This window comes from Flavonifractor sp. An10 (assembly GCF_002161215.1).
Lineage (GTDB): Bacteria > Bacillota > Clostridia > Oscillospirales > Oscillospiraceae > Flavonifractor > Flavonifractor avistercoris.
The window spans coordinates 93,205-116,557 of sequence record NZ_NFMB01000002.1 but is presented as its reverse complement, the minus strand read 5'-3'; the positions used below and the strand labels follow the sequence as shown (position 1 = coordinate 116,557).

Genomic DNA, 23,353 nt, shown 5'->3' with positions numbered 1-23,353 from the left:
GTTAACCCTCCTTCCCGGCTTTCTTGGCCGCCTTCTCGGCGGCGCGCATTTCCTTGGTCACGCCGTAGCGGTTGGGCTTGCCCACCTTGTCGATGAGCCACACACAGCAGTTCATGATCAGGATGGAGTAGCTCACGCCCTCGGGGTAGCCGCCGAAGTAGCGGATGAACACGGTCAGCAGGCCGCAGCCGATGCCGTAGATGATCTCGCCCTTCTTGGTGACGGGGCTGGTGACATAGTCGGTGGCCATGAAGAAGGCGCCCAGGAACAGGCCGCCGGTGAACAGCTGATACAGCATCCAGGCCAGACGGTCAGCGTCGCCCTTGGGGAAGATGAAGGTGAGCACCGCCACGGTGGCGATGTAGGCCACGGGGATGCGGGCGCGGATCACGCCCCGGGCGATCAGGTACACCCCGCCCAGCAGCAGGGCCAGGGCGGAAATCTCACCGATACAGCCGCCCACGTTGCCCACGAAGACGTCCAGCAGGGTGGTGGGGGAGGTGATGGACTCGGGCAGCAGGCCGGCCTGGAAGTTCTCCAGGGTGGGCAGCAGGCCGGAGTGCATCAGATCGGTGCTCAGGGGAGTGGCGCCGGTAACAATGTCGGCGCCGGCCATGGTGGTGGTGTTGCCCAGCACATTGGCCCACTTGTCCGCGCCGATGCCGGGCACAATCCAGGTGGTCATGGCCACGGGGTAGCACAGCATCAGGAAGGCGCGGCCCGCCAGGGCGGGGTTGAGGAAGTTCTGGCCCAGGCCGCCGAAGAGCTGCTTGACCACCACGATGGCGAAGAAGTCGCCGATGATCAGCATCCAGTAGGGCAGGGTGGGCGCGCACACGAAGGCCAGCAGCACGCCGGTGACGGCGGCGGACAGATCCTTGTTGGCGCAGGATTTCTTCATGAGCTTGCGGTAGGCCCACTCAAAGAACTCGCAGGCCACCACGGAGATGATGGTGGCGACCAGGGCCCGGGGGCCGAAGAACACCACGCCCATGACCATGGCGGGCACCAGGGCGATGAGCACGTCCCGCATCAGGTTCTGGGTGTCAATGGGAGAGGCCACGTGGGGGGACGAAGCCACCGTGAGTCTCAGGTTCTTTTCCTCGTTCATGCTTTGGCCGCCTCCTTCGCCGCTTTTTCCTTGGCCGCCAGAGCCCGCAGCTCACCCTTGGTCACACGGAAGGACTGAACCAAGTGGATACGGGCGGGGCAGATGTAGTTGCAGGAGCCGCACTCGATGCAGTCCATGACGTTGAGGGCCTCGGCCTCCTTCCACATGCCCTTTTCGGCGTACAGGTGCATGTACACCGGGGTCAGGTGCATGGGACAGACGTTGACGCAGCGGGCGCAGCGCAGGCAGGTCTCCTCCTCCACCACGGGGGCGGCTTCCTTCTTGGTCAGGCAGAGCACGGCGTTGGTGCCCTTGATGCAGGTGACGTCAAGGGTGTACTGGGCGATGCCCATCATGGGGCCGCCGGTGAGCACCCGGTCGGGGGTCTCCTTGAAGCCCTTGCCCTCGTCGATGATCTGCTGGAAGGAGGTGCCCAGGGGAACCCGCAGGTTCTTGGGCTCCTTGATGGCGTCGCCGGTGACGGTGACGATGCGGTGGGTCAGGGGCTTGCCCTCCACCACGGCGTCGTACACGGCGGCGGCGGTGCCCACGTTGAACACCGCGCAGCCCACGTGGGCGGGCAGCCCGCCGGGGGGCACCTCGCGGCCGGTGATGCGCTGGATCAGCTGCTTCTCAGCGCCCTGGGGGTACCGGGTGCGCAGAGACTCCACCGTCACGTCGTTCTTGCCGCCCACCAGGGCCTTCAGGTGCTCGATGGCGTCCTCCTTGTTGGCCTCCACGCCGATGACGGCGCTCTTGAGGCCGAAGGCCTGCATCAGGATGCGCACGCCGCCGATGACCTTCTCGCCCTGCTCCAGCATCAGCCGGTGGTCGGCGGTGATGTACGGCTCGCACTCCGCACCGTTGAGGATCAGCGTGTCCACCTTGCCCAGGCCGGAGCTGATCTTCACGTGGGTGGGGAAGCCGGCGCCGCCCATACCGGTGATACCGGCCTCCTTGACGATCTCCACGATCTCGTTGGTCGTCAGCTTGGTGTAGTCGGGATGGGGGGTGAGCTCAGAGCCCCAGGTGTCCTGGAAATCATTCTCGATGACCACGGACATGCACTTGCCGCCGCCCACGTAGGGACGGGGCTCCACCGCCTTGACCGTGCCGGACACCGACGCGTGAATGGGGGCGCCCAGGCCGGCGATCTCGCCGATCTTCTGGCCCACCTTCACCTGGTCGCCCACAGAGACGATGGGCTTGCAGGGCGCGCCGACGTGCATCGCCATGGCGATGACGACCTCTTTGGGAGCCGCGCTGAGAGGCACAATCTCCTTGTGGCGTGCCAACTCCTTCCGGTCATGGGGATGCACGCCGCCGTAAAAGCTTTGCTTCATAGGTCCACCTCGCAAATCTGACCCACACACGGGCCATTTTTCTGAGTTGTTTGACCGGTATCTCAAACAGAATTATCATAGCGCAAAGACGCTGAATTGTCCAGTTAAAATGTTCAAATTTTATTCATTTTTTGCGCTGAACTGGGCAGTTTTATCTCAAAAGCCGAAAAGCGCGCTGTTTCGCCCTGTTTCTGCGCATTTGCACCGTGTAGTTTATTTTTCGTCAAGATGAATTGCCGCCATCGCTCCGCTTCCGCCAACGTTGTGAAAAAGGGAGAAGTTCAAAAAATCAAACTGAGCAGATTGACAAACGCCGGCCGAAACGGTAAGATAATCAGTAATTAAACTCCGCCGGGCATATCCGGCGGCGCCAAAAGCGATGACCGGATTCATACGGACGGCGCGCAAGCGCAGAGAGGGAGCGGCTGGTGTAAGCTCCCGTGAGGCCGTCCGGGCGCTCACCCGAGAGCAGCTCCGCTGAACCAGAGGGCTAGGCGGAGACGGGTTTCCCCTCCGTTATCGGGGCAACGAGTGCGCGGGCCTGCCCGCGAAATTAGGTGGTACCACGGAGTCATGGCGGCTTCGTCCTATGGGACGAAGCCGCCATGTGTTTTTGATATGAGAGTTCCGCCAAAGGAGGTATACGACCCATGAGAATGAAAACCGCTCAGATTTTGATGGAGTGCCTGCTGGAGCAGGGGGTAGACACGGTCTTCGGCTACCCCGGCGGCACCATTCTGAATGTATATGACGAGTTTGAGCTGCACGGATATAAGGAGAAGATCCGCCACATCCTGACGGCCCACGAGCAGGGGGCCTCCCACGCCGCCGACGGGTACGCCCGGGCCACCGGAAAGGTGGGGGTGTGCTTCGCCACCTCCGGCCCCGGGGCCACCAACCTGACCACCGGCATCGCCACCGCCTACTACGACTCCTCCCCCGTGGTGTTCATCACCTGCAACGTCAGTGAGAACCTCATCGGCAAGGACTCCTTCCAGGAGGTGGACATCACCGGCATCACCATGCCCATCACCAAGTGCAACTACCTGGTGAAGGATCCCAGCCAGCTGGCCGACGTGCTGCGGGAAGCCTTCGCCATCGCCCGCACCGGCCGGCCCGGCCCGGTGCTGGTGGACATCGCCAAGAACGTCACCGCCGCCGAGGCCGACTATGAGCCCCTCCCCCTGGCCGAGCACCCCAACCACGGCCGCCTGGCCGCCATGCTCCGCCGGGCCAGCCACGAGCTCAAGGCCCCCGAGCCCGACGCCGGCGACATCCAGACCCTGCTGGACATGATCGAGGAGGCCAAAAAGCCCCTGGTGCTGGTGGGCGGCGGCGTGATCCGCTCCAAGGGGGCGGTGCCCGAGTTCCGGAAGTTCATCGAGCGGCTCAACGCCCCGGTGGCCTCCACCATCATGGGCGGCGGCGCCTGCCCGGGCAACCACCCGCTGTTTACCGGCATGATCGGCATGCACGGCTCCCACGCCTCCAACCTGGCCAGCGACCAGTGCGATCTGCTCATCGCCGTGGGCTGCCGCTTCTCCGACCGGGTGGCCACCGATCCGGCCACCTTCGCCCCCAACGCCAGAATTGTCCACATCGACATCGACCGGGCGGAGATCGACAAGAACGTCAAGACCGACCATCACATCATCGGCGACGCCAGGCGGGTGCTGGAACTGCTCAACGAAAAGCTGCCCGTCCACGACTACCCCGAGTGGAAGGGGTGGGTGTTCTCCCACCCGGAGGTGCCCCTGAAGAAGGACGGCATCCTCCACCCCCACGAGATCCTGGAGACCATCCAGGCCGTCACCGGCGGGGACGCCATCATCGCCACCGACGTGGGCCAGCACCAGATGTGGTGCGCCCAGTACTACCACTTCTCCCGGCCGGGGCAGTTCATCACCTCCGGCGGCTTCGGCACCATGGGCTTCGGCCTGGGGGCCGCCATGGGCGCCGCCGTGGGCAACCCGGGCAAGGTGGTGGTGCAGTGCACCGGCGACGGCTGCTTCCGCATGAACTGCCACGAGCTGTGCACCGCCGAGCACTACAACATCCCGGTGATCACCGTGATCTTCAACAACCGCACCCTGGGCATGGTGCGCCAGTGGCAGAACCTGATCTACAACAAGCGGTTCTCCCAGACCGACCTGGATCGCGGCCCCGACTTCGTCAAGCTGGCGGAGGCCTACGGCATCCAGGGGGAGCGGGCCGCCACCCAGCCGGAGTTTGAGGCGGCCTTCCGCCGGGCCGTGGCCGCCGGCAGGCCCTACGTCATCGAGTGCGCCATCGACAAGGACGCCATGGTTCACCCCATGGTCTCCGCCGGCGCGCCGGTCACCGATTTCATTCTGGATTGATAAGGAGGGCGTGGAAATGAGTGAAGCAACCGTGACCCGCCGCACCCTCTCGGTGCTGGTGGAAAACGCCGCCGGCGTCCTGTCCCAGGTCTCCCGGCTGTTCTCCCGGAAGGGCTACAACATCGAATCCCTGGCGGTGGGCACCACCGACGACCCCGCCGTCTCCCGTATCACCATCGAAGTCATGGCCGACGAGGCCATGACCGAGCAGATCATGAACCAGCTGCGCAAGCAGTTCCCCGTCTACTCCGTCCAGGAGCTCAAGCCGGAGCGCTCCATCCGCCGGGAGCTGGTCATGTTCAAGGTCAGGGCCGAAACCCCCGACATCCGCAACGAGGTCATCCAGATCGCCAACATCTTCCGGGCCTCCATCATCGACGTGTCCCTCAAGTCCCTCACCCTGGCCCTCATCGGCGACGAGTCCAAGGCCGACGCCATGCAGAAGCTGCTGGAGGCCTTCGGCATCCTGGAGCTGGTGCGCACCGGCATGGTGGCCCTCGAAAGAGGCGCCTACACCATCGGCGATGAGACCAAAGAGCAGACGGAATTCAACCTGGGCAAGAATTTCCTGTAAGGGCCACCAGGCCGCCAACGGCGGCCCGCCGCTCTGCGGCGTCCAAGCGTTTCGCGCAGCGAAACCTTGCCACAGGGGCAATTCACTTGCCCCGAGGATGTCCAATCCGCCCGGAGGGCTCCCAAACGCGCCCCGCGCGTTTGGGAAACGGCCCTGGAGCGCGGCGCCTACAACATCGGTGACGAGACCAAAGAGCAGACCGAGTTCAACCTGGGCAAGAATTTCCTGTGACTTTCGCCGGTCTGCTCTTGCGAGCGCAGCGAGCCGCCGTTTTGCGGCGTCCAAGCGTTTCGCACAGCGAAACCTTGCCGCAGGCGGAATTCATTTCCGCCGAGGATGTGAAATCCGCCCGGAGGGCTCCCAAACGCGCCCCGCGCGTTTGGGATATGCAGACGGAATTTAATTTGGGCAAGAATTTCCTGTAAGGGCCACCAGGCCGCCAACGGCGGCCCGCCGCTCTGCGGCGTACAAGTGTTTCGCGCAGCGAAACCTTTTATTATATAAATATTTTTCCCAGAGAAAGGGGGAGAGCAGATATGAAGCTGTATGAAAACAGGTTCCTGTCAGCCAGAAGGAGGGTTTTCATCCGTTAGCCCTCCGCATTAAAGGAGGAAGTATGGACTGTATTACCTTGCAGAACGTGGATGAATCCAATTTTCTCGCCTGCTTTTCCCTGGAATTGGACGCCCAGCAGGAAAAGTTTGTATCCCACCCCATCCGAAGCCTGGCCCAGGCGTATGTGTACCGCGGGCAGTGCACCCCCTTCGCGGTCTGCCGCGCCGGTGAAGTGGTCGGATATCTGATGGTCATCTATGACTATGACGAAGAAGCCTATTTCATCTGGCATCTGATGATCGACGCCCGGCACCAGGGCAGGGGCTACGGGCGGGCCGCCATGGAGGCGGCGCTCGCCTATATCCGCTCCAGGCCCTTTGGGGATTCCAGCATCGTCCGGCTGACCGTCAGCCCGGAAAATTCCGTTGCCTGTCACTTGTACCAGACCCTGCACTTCTCTGCCACCGGCCGGGCGGACGAGGATGAGATCGAGCTGGAACGGGTGCTCGATTGAGCTCCCCGCCGGGGATGCTACCCAAATCTTTTTTGAGATTGTAACACAGTTATCATTCTTTCGTTCCCGCCTGTGCTATGATAAGCTATCAACAGCCACCACTGGATAAAAAGGAGTGTATTACCATGGCTAAGATGTACTACGAGAAGGACTGCGAGCTCTCCTACCTCAACGGCAAGAAGATCGCCATCATCGGCTACGGCTCCCAGGGCCACGCCCATGCTCTCAACCTGAAGGACTCCGGCTGCGACGTGTGCGTGGGCCTGCGCCAGGGCTCCAAGAACTGGGCTGAGGCGGAGAAGGCCGGCCTGACCGTCAAGACCATTCCCGAGGCCGCCCAGTGGGGCGACATCGTCATGATGCTCATCAACGACGAGGTGCAGGCCGAGGTCTACAAGAAGGACATCGCCCCCTACATGACCGAGGGCAAGGCCCTGGCCTTCGCCCACGGCTTCAACATCCGCTACCAGCAGATCGTCCCCCCCGCCGGCGTGGACGTGTTCATGGCGGCCCCCAAGGGCCCCGGCCACACCGTCCGCTCCACCTACGTCAACGGCAAGGGCGTGCCCTGCCTGGTGGCCGTGGAGCAGAACGCCACCGGCAACGCCTATAAGATCGCCCTGGCCTACATCGCCGGCATCGGCGGCGCCCGGGCCGGCGTGATGGAGACCACCTTCCACGACGAGACCGAGACCGACCTGTTCGGCGAGCAGACCGTGCTGTGCGGCGGCGTGGTGGATCTGATGCGCTGCGGCTTCGAGGTGCTGGTGGAGGCCGGTTACGAGCCGGAGAACGCCTACTTCGAGTGCATCCACGAGATGAAGCTGATCATCGACCTGATCAACAAGGGCGGCGTGGCGGCCATGAACTACTCCATCTCCGACACCGCCGAGTTCGGCGAGTACGTCTCCGGCCCCCGGGTCATCCCCCACGAGGAGACCAAGGCCCGCATGCGCGCCGTCCTCTCCGACATCCAGGACGGCACCTTCGCCGGCAAGTGGATCGCCGAGAACAAGAACGGCCGCACCTTCTTCAACTCCAAGCGCCAGCAGCTCAAGAAGCACCAGATGGAGATCGTGGGCGAGGAGCTGCGCAAGAACATGATCTGGGGCGGCGACAAGGATCTGGACACCGCCTCCAACTGAGCAAAACCCGGACGCGAGCCCAGCGGAGCGGGTCGCGTCCGGAGAGGAGGCGCAAGGGAGCGCAGCGAGGGATGTCCGCCAGGGCGTCCCGAGCAGAGCGGACTTTGCGCCGACGAGGGGCGGAAGCGAACAATGCGGAGCTTGTGGCGACGCGGGGCGGCGACAAGGATCTGGACACCGCGTCCAACTGAGCAAAACCCGGGCGCGCTGAACCGGAAATTTTACAGGTATTTGAACAGGCAGGGCCCGTCCGTTTGGACGGGCCCTGCCTGTTTTACTCTTCCGCGCTTTTCAGAAGCTCCTCCGGCGACACGCCGTACAGCTTGGCCAGAGCCAGGAGATTGGAGGTGCTGGGGTCGGCGGCGCCGCTCTCCCACTTGCTCACCGCCTGACGGCTGACGCCGATGGCCTCCGCCACAAACTCCTGGGTCATCTTGCAGCGGGTGCGGTGGTACCTGAGGGTCTCCCCCAGACTCCTGGCCATCTCTGCCTTCTCCTGCCGGACGGGGCCGGAGCGCAGATACTTGCGCAGGGCCTTAATGAGCAGCACCACCAGGTAGATGACCACGCCCAGGATGGCCAGCCAGATCACCAGGCCGATCAACATGGGGATCAACATTGCAGCCGCGCCGGAGCCTGCCGTTGTTTCAGTTGTCGGATACATAGAAAACACTCCTTTCTGGATGGCTCCAGAATACCGGATCTCCCCGGTTGCGTCCACCAGCTATTCCGCAACTTTGGGTTGACCCTCCTCCTGCCTGGCCCGTTTGGCCAGGATTTTGGGGAAGAAGTGGAGGAACAGGCAGGTGGTCACCGTGGCGGCCACCGCGTCGGCGATGGGCTCGGACAGGAAGGTGGCCGGGGCGGACACCAGGGCGGGCAGCAGGAGCAGGCAGGCCAGGAACACGCTCTTGCGGAACAGGGAGCAGAACAGGGCCAGCCGCACGTGGCCCAGGGCGGTGGTCTCGTCCACCAGGGGGTACTGGACGGCCAGGGGGAGGATCATGGCGGTGAACACCTTAATATAGCCCACCGACTGCTCCGCCAGCTCCGGATTGCGGGTGAACAGGCCCACAAACACCGGGGACAGGGTGTGGGTGAACACCATCATCCCCGCGCAGAAGGTGAGGCACAGGCCCACAATACATTGGATGGCCTTTTTGATGCGCTCCAGGTTGCCGGCGCCGTAGTTGAAGCTGACCACCGGCTGGGTGCCCAGGGTGAGGCCGCCCATGGGCATGGTGATGAGGAGCAGGTAGCTCTGCACGATGGTGGCGCAGGTGACCAGGGCGTCCCCCTGCTCGGGGCCGCCGTACCGCTGGAGCACTGTGTTGAGCACGATGAGCAGGATGCTGTCGGTGGCGATGATCAGAAAGGGGGACAGGCCGAAAGCCAGCACCCGCCGCATGACGGCCCAGTCCGGCCTGCCCCACCGCAGGGGCACCGGCATGGATTTGCGCAGCAGCATGGTCAGCACGAAGGCGCAGGAGGCCATCTGGGAGATCACCGTGGCGATGGCCGCCCCGGCCACGTCCATGTGGAGGGCGAAGATAAAGACGGGATCCAACACGATGTTGAGCACCGCCCCCAGCATCACCGTGGCCATGCCCAGGCCGGAGTAGCCCTGGGCGATGAGGAAGCTGTTCATGCCGGTGGCCATGAGGGCGAAAAAGGTGCCGGCGGTGTAGATGGTCAGATAGGTGTCGGCATAGCCGAAAGTGGCCTCACTGGCGCCGAACCAGCGGAGCAGCTGCCCCTTGGACAGCAGGAACACCGCCGTCAGCGCCACCGACAGCACCAGCAGCATGAGGAAACAGTTGGACAGAACCCGGCCCGCCTCCTTCTTCCTCCCCTCCCCCATGCGCATGGCCATGATGGGGGAGCCTCCCAGGCCCACCAGGGAGGCAAAGGAGGACAGCAGGGTGACGATGGGGCCGCACACCCCCACCCCCGCCAGAGCCAGGTCGCCGATGCCCTGGATGTTGCCGATGTAAATGCGATCCACGATGCTGTAGAGCACGCTGACCAGCTGGGCCAGCATGGTGGGGATAGCCAGCCGGCACACCAGCTTGAAAACCGGGTCGCGGCCCAGGTCGTTGGTACGTTTCATAGTTCTCTCCCTTCCGCACAAGCGGAGGGTATTATACCTCTTTTTTCCCACTCCGTAAAGGGTCAGTTGTTTTAGCACTCCATATATAAGAGTGCTAATATTTACAATTTGGACATAATTTCATGTATATTTGTTCACAGAATCCCTCTATACTTAGGTTCAGAAAACGAGATAGGAGGGCCCGCGAGGGCCCCAGAAAGAGGATGACAGCCGTGAAAAACCCAAGATTTTAGCACGCAGAACCCATCATTGCTAACCATCCGCTTTCAGGAAAAAGGAGAGATTGATTATGTTTGGCATGCTTCCCTTTGAGCGCAGCGAAGACAACGTGTTCGATACCTTTGATAACTTTGCCCGGAACTTCTTCCGCAGCAGCAACACCAATCTGCCCGCCTTCCGCACCGACATTCGGGACGCCGGCGACAAGTTCATTTTAGAAGCCGAGCTCCCCGGCTTTGACAAGGGCGACATCAAGCTGGATGTGAAGGACGGCATCCTGACCATCACCGCCGAGCACAGTGAGAACCAGGATCAGAAGGACGACAAGGGCACCTACATCCGCCGCGAGCGCCGCTACGGCTCCTTCAGCCGCTCCTTTGACATCACCGGCATCAACGAGGCCGGGATCACCGCCGCCTACAACAACGGCATCCTGGAGCTGAACCTGCCCAAGGCCGTGCCGGTGGTGCCCGAGAGCCGCCGGATCGCCATCGATTGATCGGGAACGCGGGAGCCGGTCAGCTGCGGCTGACCGGCTCCTGTTCGTGTTCCGCCCAGTGGAGGCCCGGCCTCCGGCGGGGCCCCCGGGGGCGGGCCTGCCCGGCCAGGGCCCCATTTCTTCCCAAAGAAATGGGGGAAAGAAGGGGCCGGGGGAGTTCCCCCGGCGCCCCCCAAAACGGGGGCTCATGGCGGCGGTGGGCTGTACAAACAGGGCAAAAACCGGGCGTGCATTGCCGCCCGTTTTCCTGGCGATTTTGTTACAGGCGCTGCCGCGCCTTGGGCGGCACGCATCGGGATTACCCTGCAAGCTCTGAAAGTCGTTGCGTTGTACCGGCTTGGCCCGCCGGGCCGCCGTCGGTGCCATGCCCCTGAAATACCATAAAGTTTTTGCCAACCTGCGGGCGGCCTAATAGGCCGCCCACCCCCGGCAGAGCCCAGCCTTTGGCGGGTCTGCCGACGAGAAAGGATGTGACGCGATTTATGAACGCGCAGAAATATACCCAGAAATCCCTGGAGGCGGTGCAGAACGCCCAGTCCATCGCCACCGAGTACGGCAACCAGCAGATTGAGCAGCCCCACCTGCTGCTGGCCCTGTTGCTGGACGAGGGCGGCCTGATCCCCCAGCTGCTGGGGAACATGGGCCTCACCGTCCCCTCCTTCACCGCCGCCGTCAAGGCGGAGGTGGAAAAGCTGCCCCGTGTGTCCGGCTCCGGCCGGGAGCAGGGCAAGATCTACGTGGCTCAGGACGTGGACAAGTGCCTGAACACCGCCGAGAGCGTGGCCTCTTCCATGAAGGACGAGTATGTGTCGGTGGAGCACCTGCTGCTGGCCCTGATCGACACGGCAAACCGCGCCCTGAAAGAGGTCTTCCGCACCTACAACGTGAGCCGGGAGCGGGTGCTCCAGGCCCTGACCAATGTGCGGGGCAACCAGCGGGTCACCTCCGACAACCCGGAGGAGACCTACAACGCCCTGAAGAAGTACGGCACTGACCTGGTGGAGCGGGCCCGTGCCAACAAGCTGGATCCGGTGATCGGCCGGGACGACGAGATCCGCAACGTCATCCGCATCCTGAGCCGCAAGAGCAAGAACAACCCGGTGCTCATCGGCGAGCCCGGCGTGGGCAAGACCGCCATCGCCGAGGGCCTGGCCCAGCGGATCGTGAAGGGCGACGTGCCCGCCTCCCTGAAGGACAAGACCATCTTCGCCCTGGACATGGGCTCCCTGATCGCCGGCGCCAAGTACCGGGGCGAGTTTGAGGAGCGGCTGAAGGCCGTCCTCAATGAGGTGAAGAAGTCCGAGGGCCGCATCATCCTGTTCATCGACGAGCTGCACACCATCGTGGGCGCGGGCAAGACCGAGGGCGCCATGGACGCGGGCAACCTGCTCAAGCCCATGCTGGCCCGGGGCGAGCTCCACTGCATCGGCGCCACCACCCTCAACGAGTACCGCCAGTATATCGAGAAGGACGCCGCCCTGGAGCGGCGGTTCCAGCCCGTCATGGTCAACGAGCCCTCGGTGGAGGACACCATCGCCATCCTCCGGGGCCTGAAGGAGCGGTACGAGGTCTACCACGGGGTCAAGATCCAGGACAGCGCCATCATCGCCGCCGCCACCCTGTCCGACCGCTATATCACCGACCGTTTCCTGCCCGACAAGGCCATCGACCTGGTGGACGAGGCCTGCGCCATGATCCGCACGGAGATCGACTCCATGCCCACCGAGCTGGACGTGATCCAGCGCAAGATTATCCAGCATGAGATCGAGGAGGCCGCCCTCAAGAAGGAGGACGACGCCCTGTCCCAGGAGCATCTGGCCGAGATCCAGAAGGAGCTGGCCGAGATGCGGGACGAGTTCAACGCCAAGAAGGCCCAGTGGGAGAACGAGAAGAACGCCATCGGCAAGGTGCAGAAGCTGCGGGAGGATCTGGAGGCGGCCAACGCCGAGCTGGAGAAGGCCCAGCGGCAGTACGACCTGAATAAGGCCGCCGAGCTGCAGTACGGCCGCATCCCCGAGCTGAAGCGGCAGCTGGAGGCCGAGGAGGCCATCGCCAACGAGGGCAGGGCCAGAAGCCTGCTGCGGGACAAGGTCACCGAGGAGGAGATCGCCCGCATCATTGAGCGCTGGACGGGCATACCCGTGGCCAAGCTGATGGAGGGGGAGCGGGAGAAGCTGCTCCACCTGGAGGACATCCTCCACCAGCGGGTGGTGGGCCAGGACGAGGCCGTGCGCTTGGTGTCCGAGGCCATCCTCCGCAGCCGGGCCGGCATCGCCGACCCCGACCGGCCCATCGGCTCCTTCCTGTTCCTGGGCCCCACCGGCGTGGGCAAAACCGAGCTGGCCAAGACCCTGGCCGAGGCCCTGTTCGACTCCGAGAAGAACATGGTGCGCATCGACATGAGCGAGTATATGGAGAAGTTCTCCGTCTCCCGCCTCATCGGCGCCCCTCCGGGATACGTGGGCTATGAGGAGGGCGGCCAGCTCACCGAGGCCGTCCGCCGCCACCCCTATTCCGTGGTGCTCTTCGACGAGGTGGAGAAGGCCCACCCCGACGTGTTCAATATATTACTCCAGGTATTGGACGACGGCCGGATTACGGACAGCCAGGGCCGGACGGTGGATTTCAAGAACACCATCATCATTTTGACCTCCAACCTGGGCTCCCAGTACCTGCTGGACGGCATCGACGCCGACGGCAACATCACCCAGGAGGCCAAGAATGCTGTCAACGACCTGCTCCGCCATTCCTTCCGGCCCGAGTTCCTCAACCGGCTGGACGAGATTGTGTTCTACAAGCCACTGACCAAGGATAACATCACCCATATCATCGACCTGCTGGTGGCCGAGCTCAACCGCCGCCTGGAGGACAAACAGCTGACGGTGGTGCTCACCCCCGCGGCCAAGCAGTTCATTATCGACAGCGCCTACGACCCCGCCTTCGGCGCCCGGCCCCTCCGCCGCTTTGTGCAGCACTCGGTGGAGACCCTCATCAGCCGGAAGATCATCGCCGACCAGGTGGAGAGCGGCGACACCCTCACCGTGGACTGCGTCAATGGAGAGCTGACGGTGGAGGCCAAGACCGTCCTCACCGGCGAAGTGGTGGACGATAACTGACACAGCCCCATAACCGCATCATAAAAAAACAGGCCGGGCGGTGCGTACGCACCGCCCGGTCTGTTTTTGTGTCCTGTCACACGGCCCTGCCCGCCGCCAGCATGTCCTTGCAGGCCTGCACGTCCTCCGCCGCCAGGGGGTGGAACTGCCCCAGGAGCGCGGCGTGGTAGGCCACCTGAGCGGCCTCCTCCACGTAGACGGCGGCGGTCATGGCGGCGCCGATATCTCTGCCGCAGCAGAAGTTGCCGTGGTTGCGCAGCAGCACCGCCAGCCCGTCCGCCCCCAGGGCCCCGGTCACATAGTCGGCCAGCTTCTGGGAGCCGGGCACCGCGAAGGGAATCACCCGCATGGGGGCAAACTCCGCCTGGGGCGGGGTGGAGGGGGGCAGCTCGTCCAGACCCATGGCCATGACGGTGGAGTAGAGGGCGTGGGTGTGCACCGTGGCCCCCACGTCGGGCCGGGCCCGGTACACCGCCGTGTGCATGGGGGTCTCGGAGGAGGGCCTGTAGGGCCCGTCGATCCACTCCCCGGACAGGGTGACGATGGCGATGTCCTCCGGCTGCATGGTGTCGTAGGGGCGGCCGCTGGGGGTGATGGCCACCACATCCCCGCCGGGCTGCCGCACGGCGATGTTCCCCGAGGTGCCGTGGATCAGGCCCCGCGCCTGGGCCTCCCGGATGGCGCCCAGCACCTGCCGGCGGATCTCCTCATACTGCATATGCACACTTCCTCTTTCGTCCAAGATTGACTTCATTATAGCACACCGGGCTGCCCTGTCCCCTCTCTTTCAGCCGCACGGCGGGTTCCACATCAGGCCGCCGCCGACATCTCCTGGTGTCTTCCGAAATTCAGGCAGAAAAGGGCGCGCCGCAGTTTGCGGCGCGCACCTTTTGTCGCTATTCCAGGTTGGTGTAGCCCATCAGGTACTCGTCCACCTGGCGGGCGGCGGCGCGGCCCTCCTGGATGGCCCACACCACCAGGGACTGGCCCCGGCGCATGTCTCCGGCGGCGAACACGCCCGCCACGCCGGTGTCATAGCCCCCCTCGGCTGTCTGGACATTGGAGCGGGCGGTTCGTTCCAAACCAAACGCCTCGGGCACATAGTCCTGGGGGCCCAGGAACCCGGCGGCGATGAGCAGCAGCTCGCAGGGCAGGGCCTGCTCCGTGCCGGGCAGGGGCTTGTGATCCGGCCCCAGGCGGACGGTCTCCACACCGGTGAGGGCCCCTTCCTCGTCCCGGATCAGCCTGGATACGGTGGTCTCGTAGATCCTCGGGTCATGGCCAAAGACGGCGATGGCCTCCTCCTGGCCGTAGTCGGTTTTGCACACCCTGGGCCACTCGGGCCAGGGGTTGTTCTCCCCGCGGCTGTCCGGGGCCTTGGGCATCATCTCCAGCTGGGTGACGCTCTCGCAGCCGTGGCGGATGCAGGTGCCCACGCAGTCGTTGCCCGTGTCGCCGCCGCCTACGATCACCACGTGCTTCCCCCTGGCGGAGGGGGAGGTGCCCTCCTGCAGGCCGTTGTCCAGCAGGGCCCGGGTGGTCTCCTTCAAAAAGTCCACCGCGAACCAGACCCCCTCCCCCTCCCGGCCGGGGACGGAGAGATCCCGGGGATTGGCCGCGCCGCAGCACAGCACCACCGCGTCATAGTCCCGGCGCAGCTCCTGGGCGCTGATGTCCCTGCCCACGTCCACGCCGGTGCGGAACTCCACCCCCTGGGCGGCCATGAGCTCCAGCCGCCGCTGGACGATGGACTTCTCCAGCTTCATGTTGGGGATGCCGTACATCAGCAGGCCGCCGGGGCGGTCTTCCCGCTCGAACACGGTGACGGAGTGGCCCCGACTGTTGAGCTGGTCGGCGCAGGCCAGGCCGGAGGGGCCGGAGCCCACCACCGCAATCCGCTTTCCGGTGCGATTTTTTGGGGGCCGGGGCTTCATAAGTCCCCGCTCCCAGGCGTCCTCGATGATGCCCAGCTCGTTGTCCCTGACGGTGACCGGCTCCCCGTGGAGGCCGCAGGTGCAGGCCGCCTCACACAGGGCGGGGCACACCCTTCCTGTGAACTCCGGGAAGTTGTTGGTCTTGAGCAGCCGCTCCAGGGCGTGTCCGAAGCTGCCGTGGTACACCAGGTCGTTCCACTCGGGCACCAGGTTGTGAAGGGGGCAGCCGGACACCATGCCGTTCAGCACCGCGCCGGACTGGCAGAAGGGCACGCCGCACTCCATGCACCGGGCCCCCTGCCGCATCCGCTCCTCCCGGCCCAGCCGTGGGTGGAACTCGTTGTAGTGCCTGATGCGGGCCAGCGGGGCTTCGCTGGGATTGCCCTGGCGGGTGTATTCCAAAAATCCAGTGGGTTTACCCATGGTTATTCCCCCTTTCCCCGGGTGTTGGCGTAGAACGCCTCCACCTGGGCCTGCTCCCGGCTCATGCCCCGCTCCTCATACCGGGCGATGGTGCGCAGCATCCGGTCATAGTCGTGGGGCAGGATCTTCTTGAACTTGGGCAGCCAGGCGTCGAAGTCGTCCAGGATCCGTTTGGCCTTGGGCGAGCCGGTGGCGTCCGCGTGGGCCTGGATCAGGCCCCTGAGCTCGGCAATGTCGTGCTGCTCGGTGACCAGCTCCATGGACACCAGGGCCTTGTTGAGCCGCAGGTAGAAGTCCCGGCCCTCGTCCAGCACATAGGCCACGCCGCCGCTCATGCCCGCGGCGAAGTTGCGGCCCGTGGGGCCCAGCACCACCACCCGGCCGCCGGTCATATACTCGCAGCCGTGGTCGCCCACGCCCTCCACCACCGCGGTGGCGCCGGAGTTGCGGACACAGAACCGCTCCCCGGCCACGCCGTTGAGGAAGGCCGTGCCGCTGGTGGCCCCGTAGAGGGCCACGTTGCCCACCAGGATGTTGTCCTCGGGCACAAAGGCGCTGTTTTTAGGCGGATAGACCACAATCTTGCCGCCGGACAGGCCCTTGCCCAGGTAGTCGTTGGCGTCCCCCTCCAGCTCCAGGGTCAGGCCCTTGGGGAGGAACGCGCCGAAGGACTGGCCGCCGCCGCCGGTGCACTTGACGGTGAAGGTGTCGTCGGTGAGCTCACTGCCGTGGAGGCGGGTGATGTCGGAGCCCAGGATGGTGCCCACCGCCCGGTCGGTGGAGGACACCGCCAGCTCCAGCTGTTTGGGCTCCCCCTTCTGGAGGGACTTGCCCAGCTTCTTCTCCAGCACCTTCAGATCCACCGTGTCCTCCAGGCGGAAGTCGTACACGTCGGCGGGGTCGAAGTGGGTCTTGGCGCCGGTGCCCACGTAGGGGTTGTTCAGGATGGCGGACAGATCCACCGTGGCCGCCCGCTCGTTGACGGCGGGCCGGCGCACCCGGAGCAGGTCGGTGCGGCCCACCAGCTCCTCCACCGTGCGCACGCCCAGGCGTGCCATGTGCTCCCGCAGCTCCTGGGCGATGAAGCGCATGAAGTTGACCACGTACTCCGGCTTGCCCTGGAAGCGCTTGCGCAGCTCCGGGTTCTGGGTGGCCACCCCCACGGGGCAGGTGTCCAGGTTGCACACCCGCATCATGACGCAGCCCATGGTCACCAGGGGGGCGGTGGCAAAGCCGAACTCCTCCGCCCCCAGCATGCAGGCGATGGCCACGTCCCGGCCGCTCATCAGCTTGCCGTCGGTCTCCACCACCACCCGGGAGCGCAGGCCGTTCTGGATCAGGGTCTGGTGGGTCTCCGCCAGGCCCAGCTCCCAGGGCAGGCCGGCGTTGTGGATGGAGGTGCGGGGGGCGGCGCCGGTGCCGCCGTCATAGCCGGAGATGAGCACCACCTGGGCCCCGGCCTTGGCCACGCCGGCGGCGATGGTGCCCACACCCGCCTCGCTGACCAGCTTGACGGAGATGCGGGCCTGCCGGTTGGCGTTTTTCAGGTCGTAGATGAGCTGGGCCAGATCCTCAATGGAGTAGATGTCATGGTGGGGCGGCGGGGAGATCAGAGTGACGCCGGGGGTGGAGTGGCGGCACCTGGCGATCCAGGGGTACACCTTGCCGGCGGGCAGGTGGCCGCCCTCGCCGGGCTTGGCCCCCTGGGCCATCTTGATCTGGATCTCCTTGGCGGAGACCAGGTACTCGCTGGTGACGCCGAAGCGGCCGGAGGCCACCTGCTTGATGGCGGAGCACCGGGCGGGATCCTGGAGCCGGTCGGGCTCCTCGCCACCCTCGCCGGAGTTGGACTTGCCCCCCAGCAGATTCATGGCCTGGGCCAGGCACTCGTGGGCCTCCCTCGAGATGGAGCCGTAGCTCATGGCCCCGGTCTTGAAGCGCCTGACGATGGAGTCCACGCTCTCCACCTCGTCCAGGGGGATAGGCGTGTCGGCGTACTTCATGTCCAGCAGGCCCCGGAGGGTGTGGGGGCTGGTCTCGTCGTCCACCAGGGCGGTGTACTCCTGAAACAGGCTGTAGTCCCCCCGGCGGGTGGCCTCCTGGAGCAGGTGGATGGTGCGGGGGTTGTACATGTGATCCTCCCCGCCGGCGCGGGCCTTGTGCTCACCCAGGCTGTCCAGCTCCAGATTGGTGTCCAGGCCCAGGGGGTCAAAGGCTTTGGAGTGATTGCGGTCTACCATGGCCGCGATCTCCTTCAGGCCGATGCCCCCCACCCGGGAGACGGTATTGGTGAAGTACTGGTCGATCACGTCCCGGCTGATGCCGATGGCCTCAAAGATCTGGGCGGACTGGTAGGACTGGAGGGTGGAAATGCCCATCTTGGAGGCGATCTTCACGATGCCGTGGAGGATGGCGGCGTCGTAGTCGGCCACGGCGGTGTGGAAGTCCTTGTCCAGCACCCCCTCCTCGATGAGGGAGACGATGGTCTCCTCCGCCAGGTAGGGGTTGATGGCCCGGGCGCCGTAGCCCAGCAGGGTGGCGAAGTGGTGTACGTCCCGGGGTTCGGCGGACTCCAGCAGGATGGACACCGCCGTGCGCTTCTTGGTGCGGATCAGGTGCTGCTCGATATGGGACACCGCCAGCAGGGACGGGATGGCCACGTGGTTCTCGTCCACCCCCCGGTCGGACAGGATGATGATGTTGGCCCCCTCCCGCCAGGCCCTGTCCACCGCCAGGGCCAGGTGGTTCAGGGCCCGATCCAGGGGGGTGTTCTTATAGTAGAGCATGGACACGGTGGCCACCCGGAAGCCGGGCTGGTTCATGGCCCGGATCTTCATCAGGTCGGTGGAGGTGAGGATGGGGTTGTGGATCTGGAGCACCCGGCAGTTCTCCGCCTTCTCCTGGAGCAGGTTGCCGTCGTCCCCCACGTAGACGGTGGTGTCGGTGACAATCTCCTCCCGGATGGCGTCGATGGGCGGGTTGGTCACCTGTGCGAAGAGCTGCTTGAAGTAGTGGAACAGGGGCTGCTCCCTGCTGTCCAGCACCGCCAGGGGGATGTCGGTGCCCATGGCGGCGGTGGGCTCCGCCCCGGTGCGGGCCATGGGGAGGATGGTGCTGCGCACGTCCTCATAGGTGTAGCCAAATGCCTTCTGGAGCCGGTGGAGCTCCTCCCGGCTGTGCCGCTCCACCCGCTTGTTGGGGATGGGCAGATCCCGCAGGTGGAGCAGGTTGGCATCCAGCCACTCGCCGTAGGGCTGCCGGGCGGCGTAGTGCTCCTTCAGCTCGTCGTCGCCGATGATGCGGCCCTGGACGGTGTCTACCAGCAGCATCCGCCCCGGCTGGAGCCGGGACTTCTCCACAATCTCCCCGGCGGGCACATCCAGCACCCCCACCTCGGAGGAGAGGATCAGGCGGCCGTCGGATGTGACATAGTACCGGGAGGGGCGCAGGCCGTTGCGGTCCAGCACCGCCCCCACCACGTCCCCGTCGGAGAACAGGATGGAGGCCGGGCCGTCCCAGGGCTCCATCAGCGTGGCGTAGTAGTGGTAGAGATCCCGCCGGGTGCGGGAGATGGTCTTGTCCCCCCGCCAGGGCTCCGGGATGCAGGCCATGACCGCCAGGGGCAGATCCATGCCGCCCATCATGAGGAACTCCAGGGTGTTGTCCAGCATGGCGGAGTCGGAGCCGGCCTCGTTCACCACCGGCAGCACCTTGTCCATGTCCGCGTCCAGCAGCGGCGAGGACATGGTCTCCTCCCGGGCCAGCATGCGATCCACATTGCCCCGGATGGTGTTGATCTCGCCGTTGTGTGCCATGAGGCGGTTGGGGTGGGCCCGCTCCCAGGAGGGGTTGGTGTTGGTGGAGAACCGGGAGTGAACCATGGCGATGGCGGACTGGTAGTCCGGGCTCTGGAGATCCGGGTAAAACCGGCGCAGCTGATCCACCAGGAACATGCCCTTGTAGACGATGGTGCGGCTGGACAGGGAGACCACGTAGGTGTTGTCGTTGGACTGCTCGAACACCCGCCGGGCCACATAGAGCTTCCGGTCGAAGGGCAGGCCGGGCTCCACCCCCCCGGGCCGGGCCACGAAGGCCTGCTCGATGAAGGGCATCCTGTCCCGGGCCTTCCGGCCCAGAATCTCCGGGCAGACGGGCACCGCCCGCCAGCCCAGGAAGACCATGCCCTCCTTTTCCACAATCACCTCGAACATCTTCTTGGCCTGACTCCGCTTCAGGGTGTCCTGGGGGAAGAAGAACATGCCCACGCCGTAGTCCCGGGCACCGGGCAGGGCAAAGCCCGCCTCCTCCGCCGCCTTGGCGAAAAAGCGGTGGGAGAGCTGCACCAGGATGCCCACGCCGTCGCCGGTCTCCCCCTCGGCGTCCTTGCCCGCCCGGTGCTCCAGCTTCTCCACGATTTTCAGCGCGTCGTCCACCGTCCGGTGGCTGGGTCGGCCGTGTATGTCCACCACGGCGCCGATGCCGCAGGCGTCGTGCTCAAATTCCGGGCGGTAAAGCCCCCGCGGGCGCTCCTGTGTTGTCATAGTCCGTTCCCCTTTCCGATAAAAACGGCGGCAGCCGCGCTCCCGACTGCCGCCGTGAGACCGCCTTGTCCCTCCTGCTATTCCGGTTCTGTGCTGTCCAGCACCAGCTGGGCCGTCTGCACTAATTTTGCCCCGCTGTCCATGCTTTTTTTCTGTAAATATCGGTGGGCCTGCTCCTCTGTCATGTCGTTCCGATCCATCAGCAGGCGCTTGGCCTGGTCGATAAGGCTCTGCTCCTCCCGGCTGCGGCGGGGGCGCACATACCGCTCCAGCCGCCGGCCGATCTGCAGCAGCATCCGCACCGACGCCGCCAGATCCCCCCTGGACACCGGGGTGGGCAGGCGGAAAATGTCGTCGTTCTGCATCAGCTCCAGCATGCTCTGGGAGGCCAGCACCAGCATGGCGCAGGACAGGGGGAGATCGTCGAAGATCAGCTCCGCCGTCTGATCCCCCAGCTTGTAGCCGCACACCACCGCCGGCACGTGGAGCTTGTGAAGGGTGCGCCGCACCTGGTCGGCGGAGCGGCACACCACGCAGGAGGCCACGCCGCCCCCCTCCAGGATCTCCTTCACCCGCCAGGCGGTCTTGCTGTTTTCAAAGGCGACAATCACGGTTTCCATCGTATCCACCTCCCGCCGGGCGGCTCGTTTTTCTGCTCAGTAATTGATGATATACTTCTCCCACGGGGCGGGCGCTTTCTGCGGAAAGCGCGGCGCTTCGCGCCCAAGGCCGCCCCTTCCGGGGGGAATCGATTCCCCCCGGAGGCCCCCCACGCGCTCCCGCGGGGGACGAGAGCTTAGTAATTGATGATATACTTCTCCCGCTCCCAGGAGCTGACACGGGTTCTGTACTCGTCCCACTCCCGGCGCTTGCCGTCCAGGTAGTTGGTCACCACGTGCTCCCCCAGGGTGTCCAGGATCAGCTGGTCGGCCTCCATGGCGTGGATGGCCTCCTCCAGGGAGCCGGGCAGGCTGTCGATGCCGTGGGCCTTCCGGGCGGCCTCGTCCATGACGAAGATGTTCTCGGTGACCTCGTCGGGAGGGGTCATGCCCTTCTCGATGCCGTCCAGGCCGGCGGCCAGGCAGACCGCCAGCTCCAGATAAGGGTTGCAGGACGGGTCGGGGGAGCGCAGCTCCACCCGGGTGGACTGGCCCCGGGCCGCCGGGATGCGGATGAGGGCGGAGCGGTTGGAGGCCGACCAGGCCAGGTAGCAGGGGGCCTCATAGCCCGGCACCAGCCGCTTGTAGGAGTTGACCAGCGGGTTGGTCACCGCCGCCATGCCCTTCACATGGGCCAGCAGGCCGGCGATGAAGCTGTACGCCTCCCTGGACAGGCCCTTGGGATCGTCGGGGTCATAGAAGGCGTTCTTCCCGTTCTTGAACAGGGACATGTTGGTGTGCATGCCGGAGCCGTTGATGCCGAAGATGGGCTTGGGCATGAAGGTGGCGTGGAGGCCGTTCTTCTGGGCCAGGGTCTTCACCGCCAGCTTGAAGGTCATGATGTTGTCGGCGGTGTGGAGGGCGCCGGCGTATTTGAAGTCGATCTCGTGCTGGCCCTCGGCCACCTCGTGGTGGCTGGCCTCGATCTCGAAGCCCATCTGCTCCAGGGCCAGGCAGATCTCCCGCCGGGTGCCCTCGCCGTGATCCAGGGGGCCCAGATCGAAGTAGCCCGCCTCGTCGTTGGTCTTGGTGGTGGGCTTGCCCTCGTCGTCGGTCTGGAACAGGAAGAACTCCGCCTCAGGGCCCACGTTAAAGGCGTCGTAGCCCATGTCCCTGGCCTTCTGGAGCACCTTTTTCAGCACGTAGCGGGGATCGCCCACAAAGGGGGTGCCGTCGGGGTTGTACACGTCGCAGATGAGCCGGGCTACCTTGCCGTGGCTGGGCCGCCAGGGGAAGATGGCGAAGGAGTCCAGATCGGGATAGAGGTACTGGTCGGACTCGTCAATGCGGACGAAGCCCTCGATGGAGGAACCGTCGAACATGATCTGGTTGTTCACCGCCTTCTCGATCTGGGAGGCCGTGATGGCCACGTTCTTGAGCTGTCCGAAGATGTCGGTAAACTGGAGGCGGATAAACTCAATGTCCTCGTCCCGCACCATGCGGATAATATCTTCCTTTCTGGTCGACATTGCAAGCATCTCCTTTTGTCCCTTCAAATTAAAACAAAAAGGGCGAAGGCGCTCTCCCCCCTGCGGGTTAGAACACCTTCGTCCTTAGCTATGGGAACAGTATAGTGTTTTCAGGGTATTTTGTCAACCCTTTTTCTTCCTTTTCCTTCTTTTCGTGGGAAGCGGAAGAGTTGCGGCGGATCTCCCCGGGCATTTTTATGCAAGTCCGATAAGAAATCCTTCAAAAAGAGCTGTCCTCAGCGGGCCAGCAGGGCCATGCTGATTTTCACCACCACCTTGCGGCTGGTGGCCGGCGCGTCCCCCAGCATGAGGGCGGGCCGGTGGGCATCCCAGGGGAAGAAGATGCCGAAGCAGCCGGGGGTGGCCACCAGCATGCACTCGTTGGCCACATCCTCCAGCAGGGAGATGTCGTTCTCCGGCCGGGCCTCAAACACCGGCTCGGTGCCCAGATAGGGGGCCACCCCGATGCGCTCGCCCCCCTCGGGCCAGTACATCAGGTCGATATACTTCTTGTGAACCTCCGGATGGGAGCCCTCCATGGGGTGGGTGGTCATATCCATCACGTTGACGAACATGTCGTCCCCCTCCAGCTCATGGCGGCCCAGCTCCAGGGACATGATGTCCGTGTCCCGCAGGTAGGCCAGGGCGCGCTGGATGGCGGCAGGGTAGGCGGACAGGTCGTCTCCCCCGTTCAGCTTGGAAAAGATCATGGCGCTTCCTCCTCTGTACACGGCGGCCCGGCGGGGCCGCCCGGTTTATGTATAAGGTATCCCATACCCGC

Annotated in this window: 17 protein-coding genes and 1 other annotated feature; of the genes, 6 read left to right on the top strand and 11 right to left on the bottom strand. The window is 64.6% G+C overall.

Going from position 1 to position 23,353, the window contains the following annotated elements; genetic code table 11:
* Position 1: 1 nt before the first annotated feature.
* The 3 genes from B5E42_RS03295 to B5E42_RS18635 all read right to left on the bottom strand — a co-directional run bounded on the left by B5E42_RS03295 (position 2) and on the right by B5E42_RS18635 (position 2,847).
* A complete protein-coding gene (locus B5E42_RS03295; RefSeq protein WP_087236750.1) occupies positions 2 to 1,111 on the bottom strand; it encodes an RnfABCDGE type electron transport complex subunit D in 1,110 nt (369 codons plus the stop codon).
* The gene (rsxC, locus tag B5E42_RS03290; RefSeq protein WP_087236749.1) at positions 1,108 to 2,454 is read right to left on the bottom strand and encodes an electron transport complex subunit RsxC; all 1,347 of its coding nucleotides are present in this window, start codon (positions 2,452 to 2,454) and stop codon (positions 1,108 to 1,110) included. The genes B5E42_RS03295 and rsxC overlap by 4 nt, the downstream gene beginning before the upstream one ends.
* Before the next feature lie 213 nt (positions 2,455 to 2,667).
* Entirely contained in the window at positions 2,668 to 2,847 is a 180-nt protein-coding gene (locus B5E42_RS18635; RefSeq protein ID WP_141242432.1) for a hypothetical protein, read from the bottom strand.
* Positions 2,825 to 3,047: a binding site (T-box leader), on the top strand. Its footprint overlaps the gene before it by 23 nt.
* A gap of 57 nt (positions 3,048 to 3,104) precedes the next feature.
* On the opposite strand from B5E42_RS18635, the gene ilvB reads away from it, so the two are divergent.
* The 4 genes from ilvB to ilvC all read left to right on the top strand — a co-directional run bounded on the left by ilvB (position 3,105) and on the right by ilvC (position 7,602).
* On the top strand, positions 3,105 to 4,814 hold the full coding sequence (gene ilvB / locus B5E42_RS03285) for a biosynthetic-type acetolactate synthase large subunit (RefSeq protein ID WP_087236748.1): 1,710 nt from the start codon (positions 3,105 to 3,107) through the stop codon (positions 4,812 to 4,814).
* A 16-nt stretch (positions 4,815 to 4,830) separates the two neighbouring features.
* Positions 4,831 to 5,388, top strand: a complete 558-nt coding sequence (gene ilvN, locus B5E42_RS03280) for an acetolactate synthase small subunit (RefSeq protein ID WP_087236747.1) — start codon at positions 4,831 to 4,833, stop codon at positions 5,386 to 5,388.
* A 616-nt stretch (positions 5,389 to 6,004) separates the two neighbouring features.
* Positions 6,005 to 6,457, top strand: coding sequence for a GNAT family N-acetyltransferase (locus tag B5E42_RS03275; RefSeq protein WP_087236746.1), 453 nt, complete (start codon positions 6,005 to 6,007; stop codon positions 6,455 to 6,457).
* Positions 6,458 to 6,582: 125 nt separating this feature from the next.
* Complete coding sequence (ilvC, locus tag B5E42_RS03270; RefSeq protein ID WP_087236745.1) at positions 6,583 to 7,602, top strand: ketol-acid reductoisomerase; 1,020 nt, start codon at positions 6,583 to 6,585, stop codon at positions 7,600 to 7,602.
* Positions 7,603 to 7,876: 274 nt separating this feature from the next.
* Here ilvC and B5E42_RS03265 read toward each other — a convergent pair whose 3' ends face one another.
* Complete coding sequence (locus B5E42_RS03265; protein WP_242967026.1) at positions 7,877 to 8,221, bottom strand: helix-turn-helix transcriptional regulator; 345 nt, start codon at positions 8,219 to 8,221, stop codon at positions 7,877 to 7,879.
* Between the two features lie 105 nt (positions 8,222 to 8,326).
* Entirely contained in the window at positions 8,327 to 9,712 is a 1,386-nt protein-coding gene (locus tag B5E42_RS03260; protein ID WP_087236743.1) for an MATE family efflux transporter, read from the bottom strand.
* 289 nt (positions 9,713 to 10,001) lie between these two features.
* Between B5E42_RS03260 and B5E42_RS03255 the strand changes: the two genes are divergently transcribed.
* Complete coding sequence (locus B5E42_RS03255; RefSeq protein WP_087236742.1) at positions 10,002 to 10,430, top strand: Hsp20/alpha crystallin family protein; 429 nt, start codon at positions 10,002 to 10,004, stop codon at positions 10,428 to 10,430.
* A gap of 482 nt (positions 10,431 to 10,912) precedes the next feature.
* The gene (gene clpB, locus B5E42_RS03250) at positions 10,913 to 13,546 is read left to right on the top strand and encodes an ATP-dependent chaperone ClpB (protein WP_087236741.1); all 2,634 of its coding nucleotides are present in this window, start codon (positions 10,913 to 10,915) and stop codon (positions 13,544 to 13,546) included.
* A gap of 76 nt (positions 13,547 to 13,622) precedes the next feature.
* Here the strand turns inward: clpB and B5E42_RS03245 are convergent, their stop codons facing one another.
* From B5E42_RS03245 to B5E42_RS03220, 6 genes are all read right to left on the bottom strand, one after another.
* On the bottom strand, positions 13,623 to 14,264 hold the full coding sequence (locus tag B5E42_RS03245; protein WP_087236740.1) for a class II aldolase/adducin family protein: 642 nt from the start codon (positions 14,262 to 14,264) through the stop codon (positions 13,623 to 13,625).
* Positions 14,265 to 14,442: 178 nt separating this feature from the next.
* Complete coding sequence (locus B5E42_RS03240) at positions 14,443 to 15,903, bottom strand: glutamate synthase subunit beta (RefSeq protein WP_087236739.1); 1,461 nt, start codon at positions 15,901 to 15,903, stop codon at positions 14,443 to 14,445.
* Positions 15,904 to 15,905: 2 nt separating this feature from the next.
* Complete coding sequence (gltB, locus tag B5E42_RS03235; protein ID WP_087236738.1) at positions 15,906 to 20,444, bottom strand: glutamate synthase large subunit; 4,539 nt, start codon at positions 20,442 to 20,444, stop codon at positions 15,906 to 15,908.
* 77 nt (positions 20,445 to 20,521) lie between these two features.
* A complete protein-coding gene (locus B5E42_RS03230; RefSeq protein ID WP_087236737.1) occupies positions 20,522 to 21,064 on the bottom strand; it encodes an ANTAR domain-containing protein in 543 nt (180 codons plus the stop codon).
* A 176-nt stretch (positions 21,065 to 21,240) separates the two neighbouring features.
* Complete coding sequence (gene glnA, locus B5E42_RS03225) at positions 21,241 to 22,572, bottom strand: type I glutamate--ammonia ligase (protein ID WP_087236736.1); 1,332 nt, start codon at positions 22,570 to 22,572, stop codon at positions 21,241 to 21,243.
* A gap of 236 nt (positions 22,573 to 22,808) precedes the next feature.
* The gene (locus tag B5E42_RS03220) at positions 22,809 to 23,282 is read right to left on the bottom strand and encodes a YhcH/YjgK/YiaL family protein (RefSeq protein ID WP_087236735.1); all 474 of its coding nucleotides are present in this window, start codon (positions 23,280 to 23,282) and stop codon (positions 22,809 to 22,811) included.
* Positions 23,283 to 23,353: the final 71 nt, after the last annotated feature.

Coding starts and splice junctions, on each gene's coding strand:
- B5E42_RS03295 (WP_087236750.1), bottom strand. CDS start 1,111: ATGAACGAGGAAAAGAACCTGAGACTCACGGTGGCTTCGTCCCCCCAC.
- rsxC (WP_087236749.1), bottom strand. CDS start 2,454: ATGAAGCAAAGCTTTTACGGCGGCGTGCATCCCCATGACCGGAAGGAG.
- B5E42_RS18635 (WP_141242432.1), bottom strand. CDS start 2,847: ATGAATCCGGTCATCGCTTTTGGCGCCGCCGGATATGCCCGGCGGAGT.
- ilvB (WP_087236748.1), top strand. CDS start 3,105: ATGAGAATGAAAACCGCTCAGATTTTGATGGAGTGCCTGCTGGAGCAG.
- ilvN (WP_087236747.1), top strand. CDS start 4,831: ATGAGTGAAGCAACCGTGACCCGCCGCACCCTCTCGGTGCTGGTGGAA.
- B5E42_RS03275 (WP_087236746.1), top strand. CDS start 6,005: ATGGACTGTATTACCTTGCAGAACGTGGATGAATCCAATTTTCTCGCC.
- ilvC (WP_087236745.1), top strand. CDS start 6,583: ATGGCTAAGATGTACTACGAGAAGGACTGCGAGCTCTCCTACCTCAAC.
- B5E42_RS03265 (WP_242967026.1), bottom strand. CDS start 8,221: ATGTTGATCCCCATGTTGATCGGCCTGGTGATCTGGCTGGCCATCCTG.
- B5E42_RS03260 (WP_087236743.1), bottom strand. CDS start 9,712: ATGAAACGTACCAACGACCTGGGCCGCGACCCGGTTTTCAAGCTGGTG.
- B5E42_RS03255 (WP_087236742.1), top strand. CDS start 10,002: ATGTTTGGCATGCTTCCCTTTGAGCGCAGCGAAGACAACGTGTTCGAT.
- clpB (WP_087236741.1), top strand. CDS start 10,913: ATGAACGCGCAGAAATATACCCAGAAATCCCTGGAGGCGGTGCAGAAC.
- B5E42_RS03245 (WP_087236740.1), bottom strand. CDS start 14,264: ATGCAGTATGAGGAGATCCGCCGGCAGGTGCTGGGCGCCATCCGGGAG.
- B5E42_RS03240 (WP_087236739.1), bottom strand. CDS start 15,903: ATGGGTAAACCCACTGGATTTTTGGAATACACCCGCCAGGGCAATCCC.
- gltB (WP_087236738.1), bottom strand. CDS start 20,444: ATGACAACACAGGAGCGCCCGCGGGGGCTTTACCGCCCGGAATTTGAG.
- B5E42_RS03230 (WP_087236737.1), bottom strand. CDS start 21,064: ATGGAAACCGTGATTGTCGCCTTTGAAAACAGCAAGACCGCCTGGCGG.
- glnA (WP_087236736.1), bottom strand. CDS start 22,572: ATGTCGACCAGAAAGGAAGATATTATCCGCATGGTGCGGGACGAGGAC.
- B5E42_RS03220 (WP_087236735.1), bottom strand. CDS start 23,282: ATGATCTTTTCCAAGCTGAACGGGGGAGACGACCTGTCCGCCTACCCT.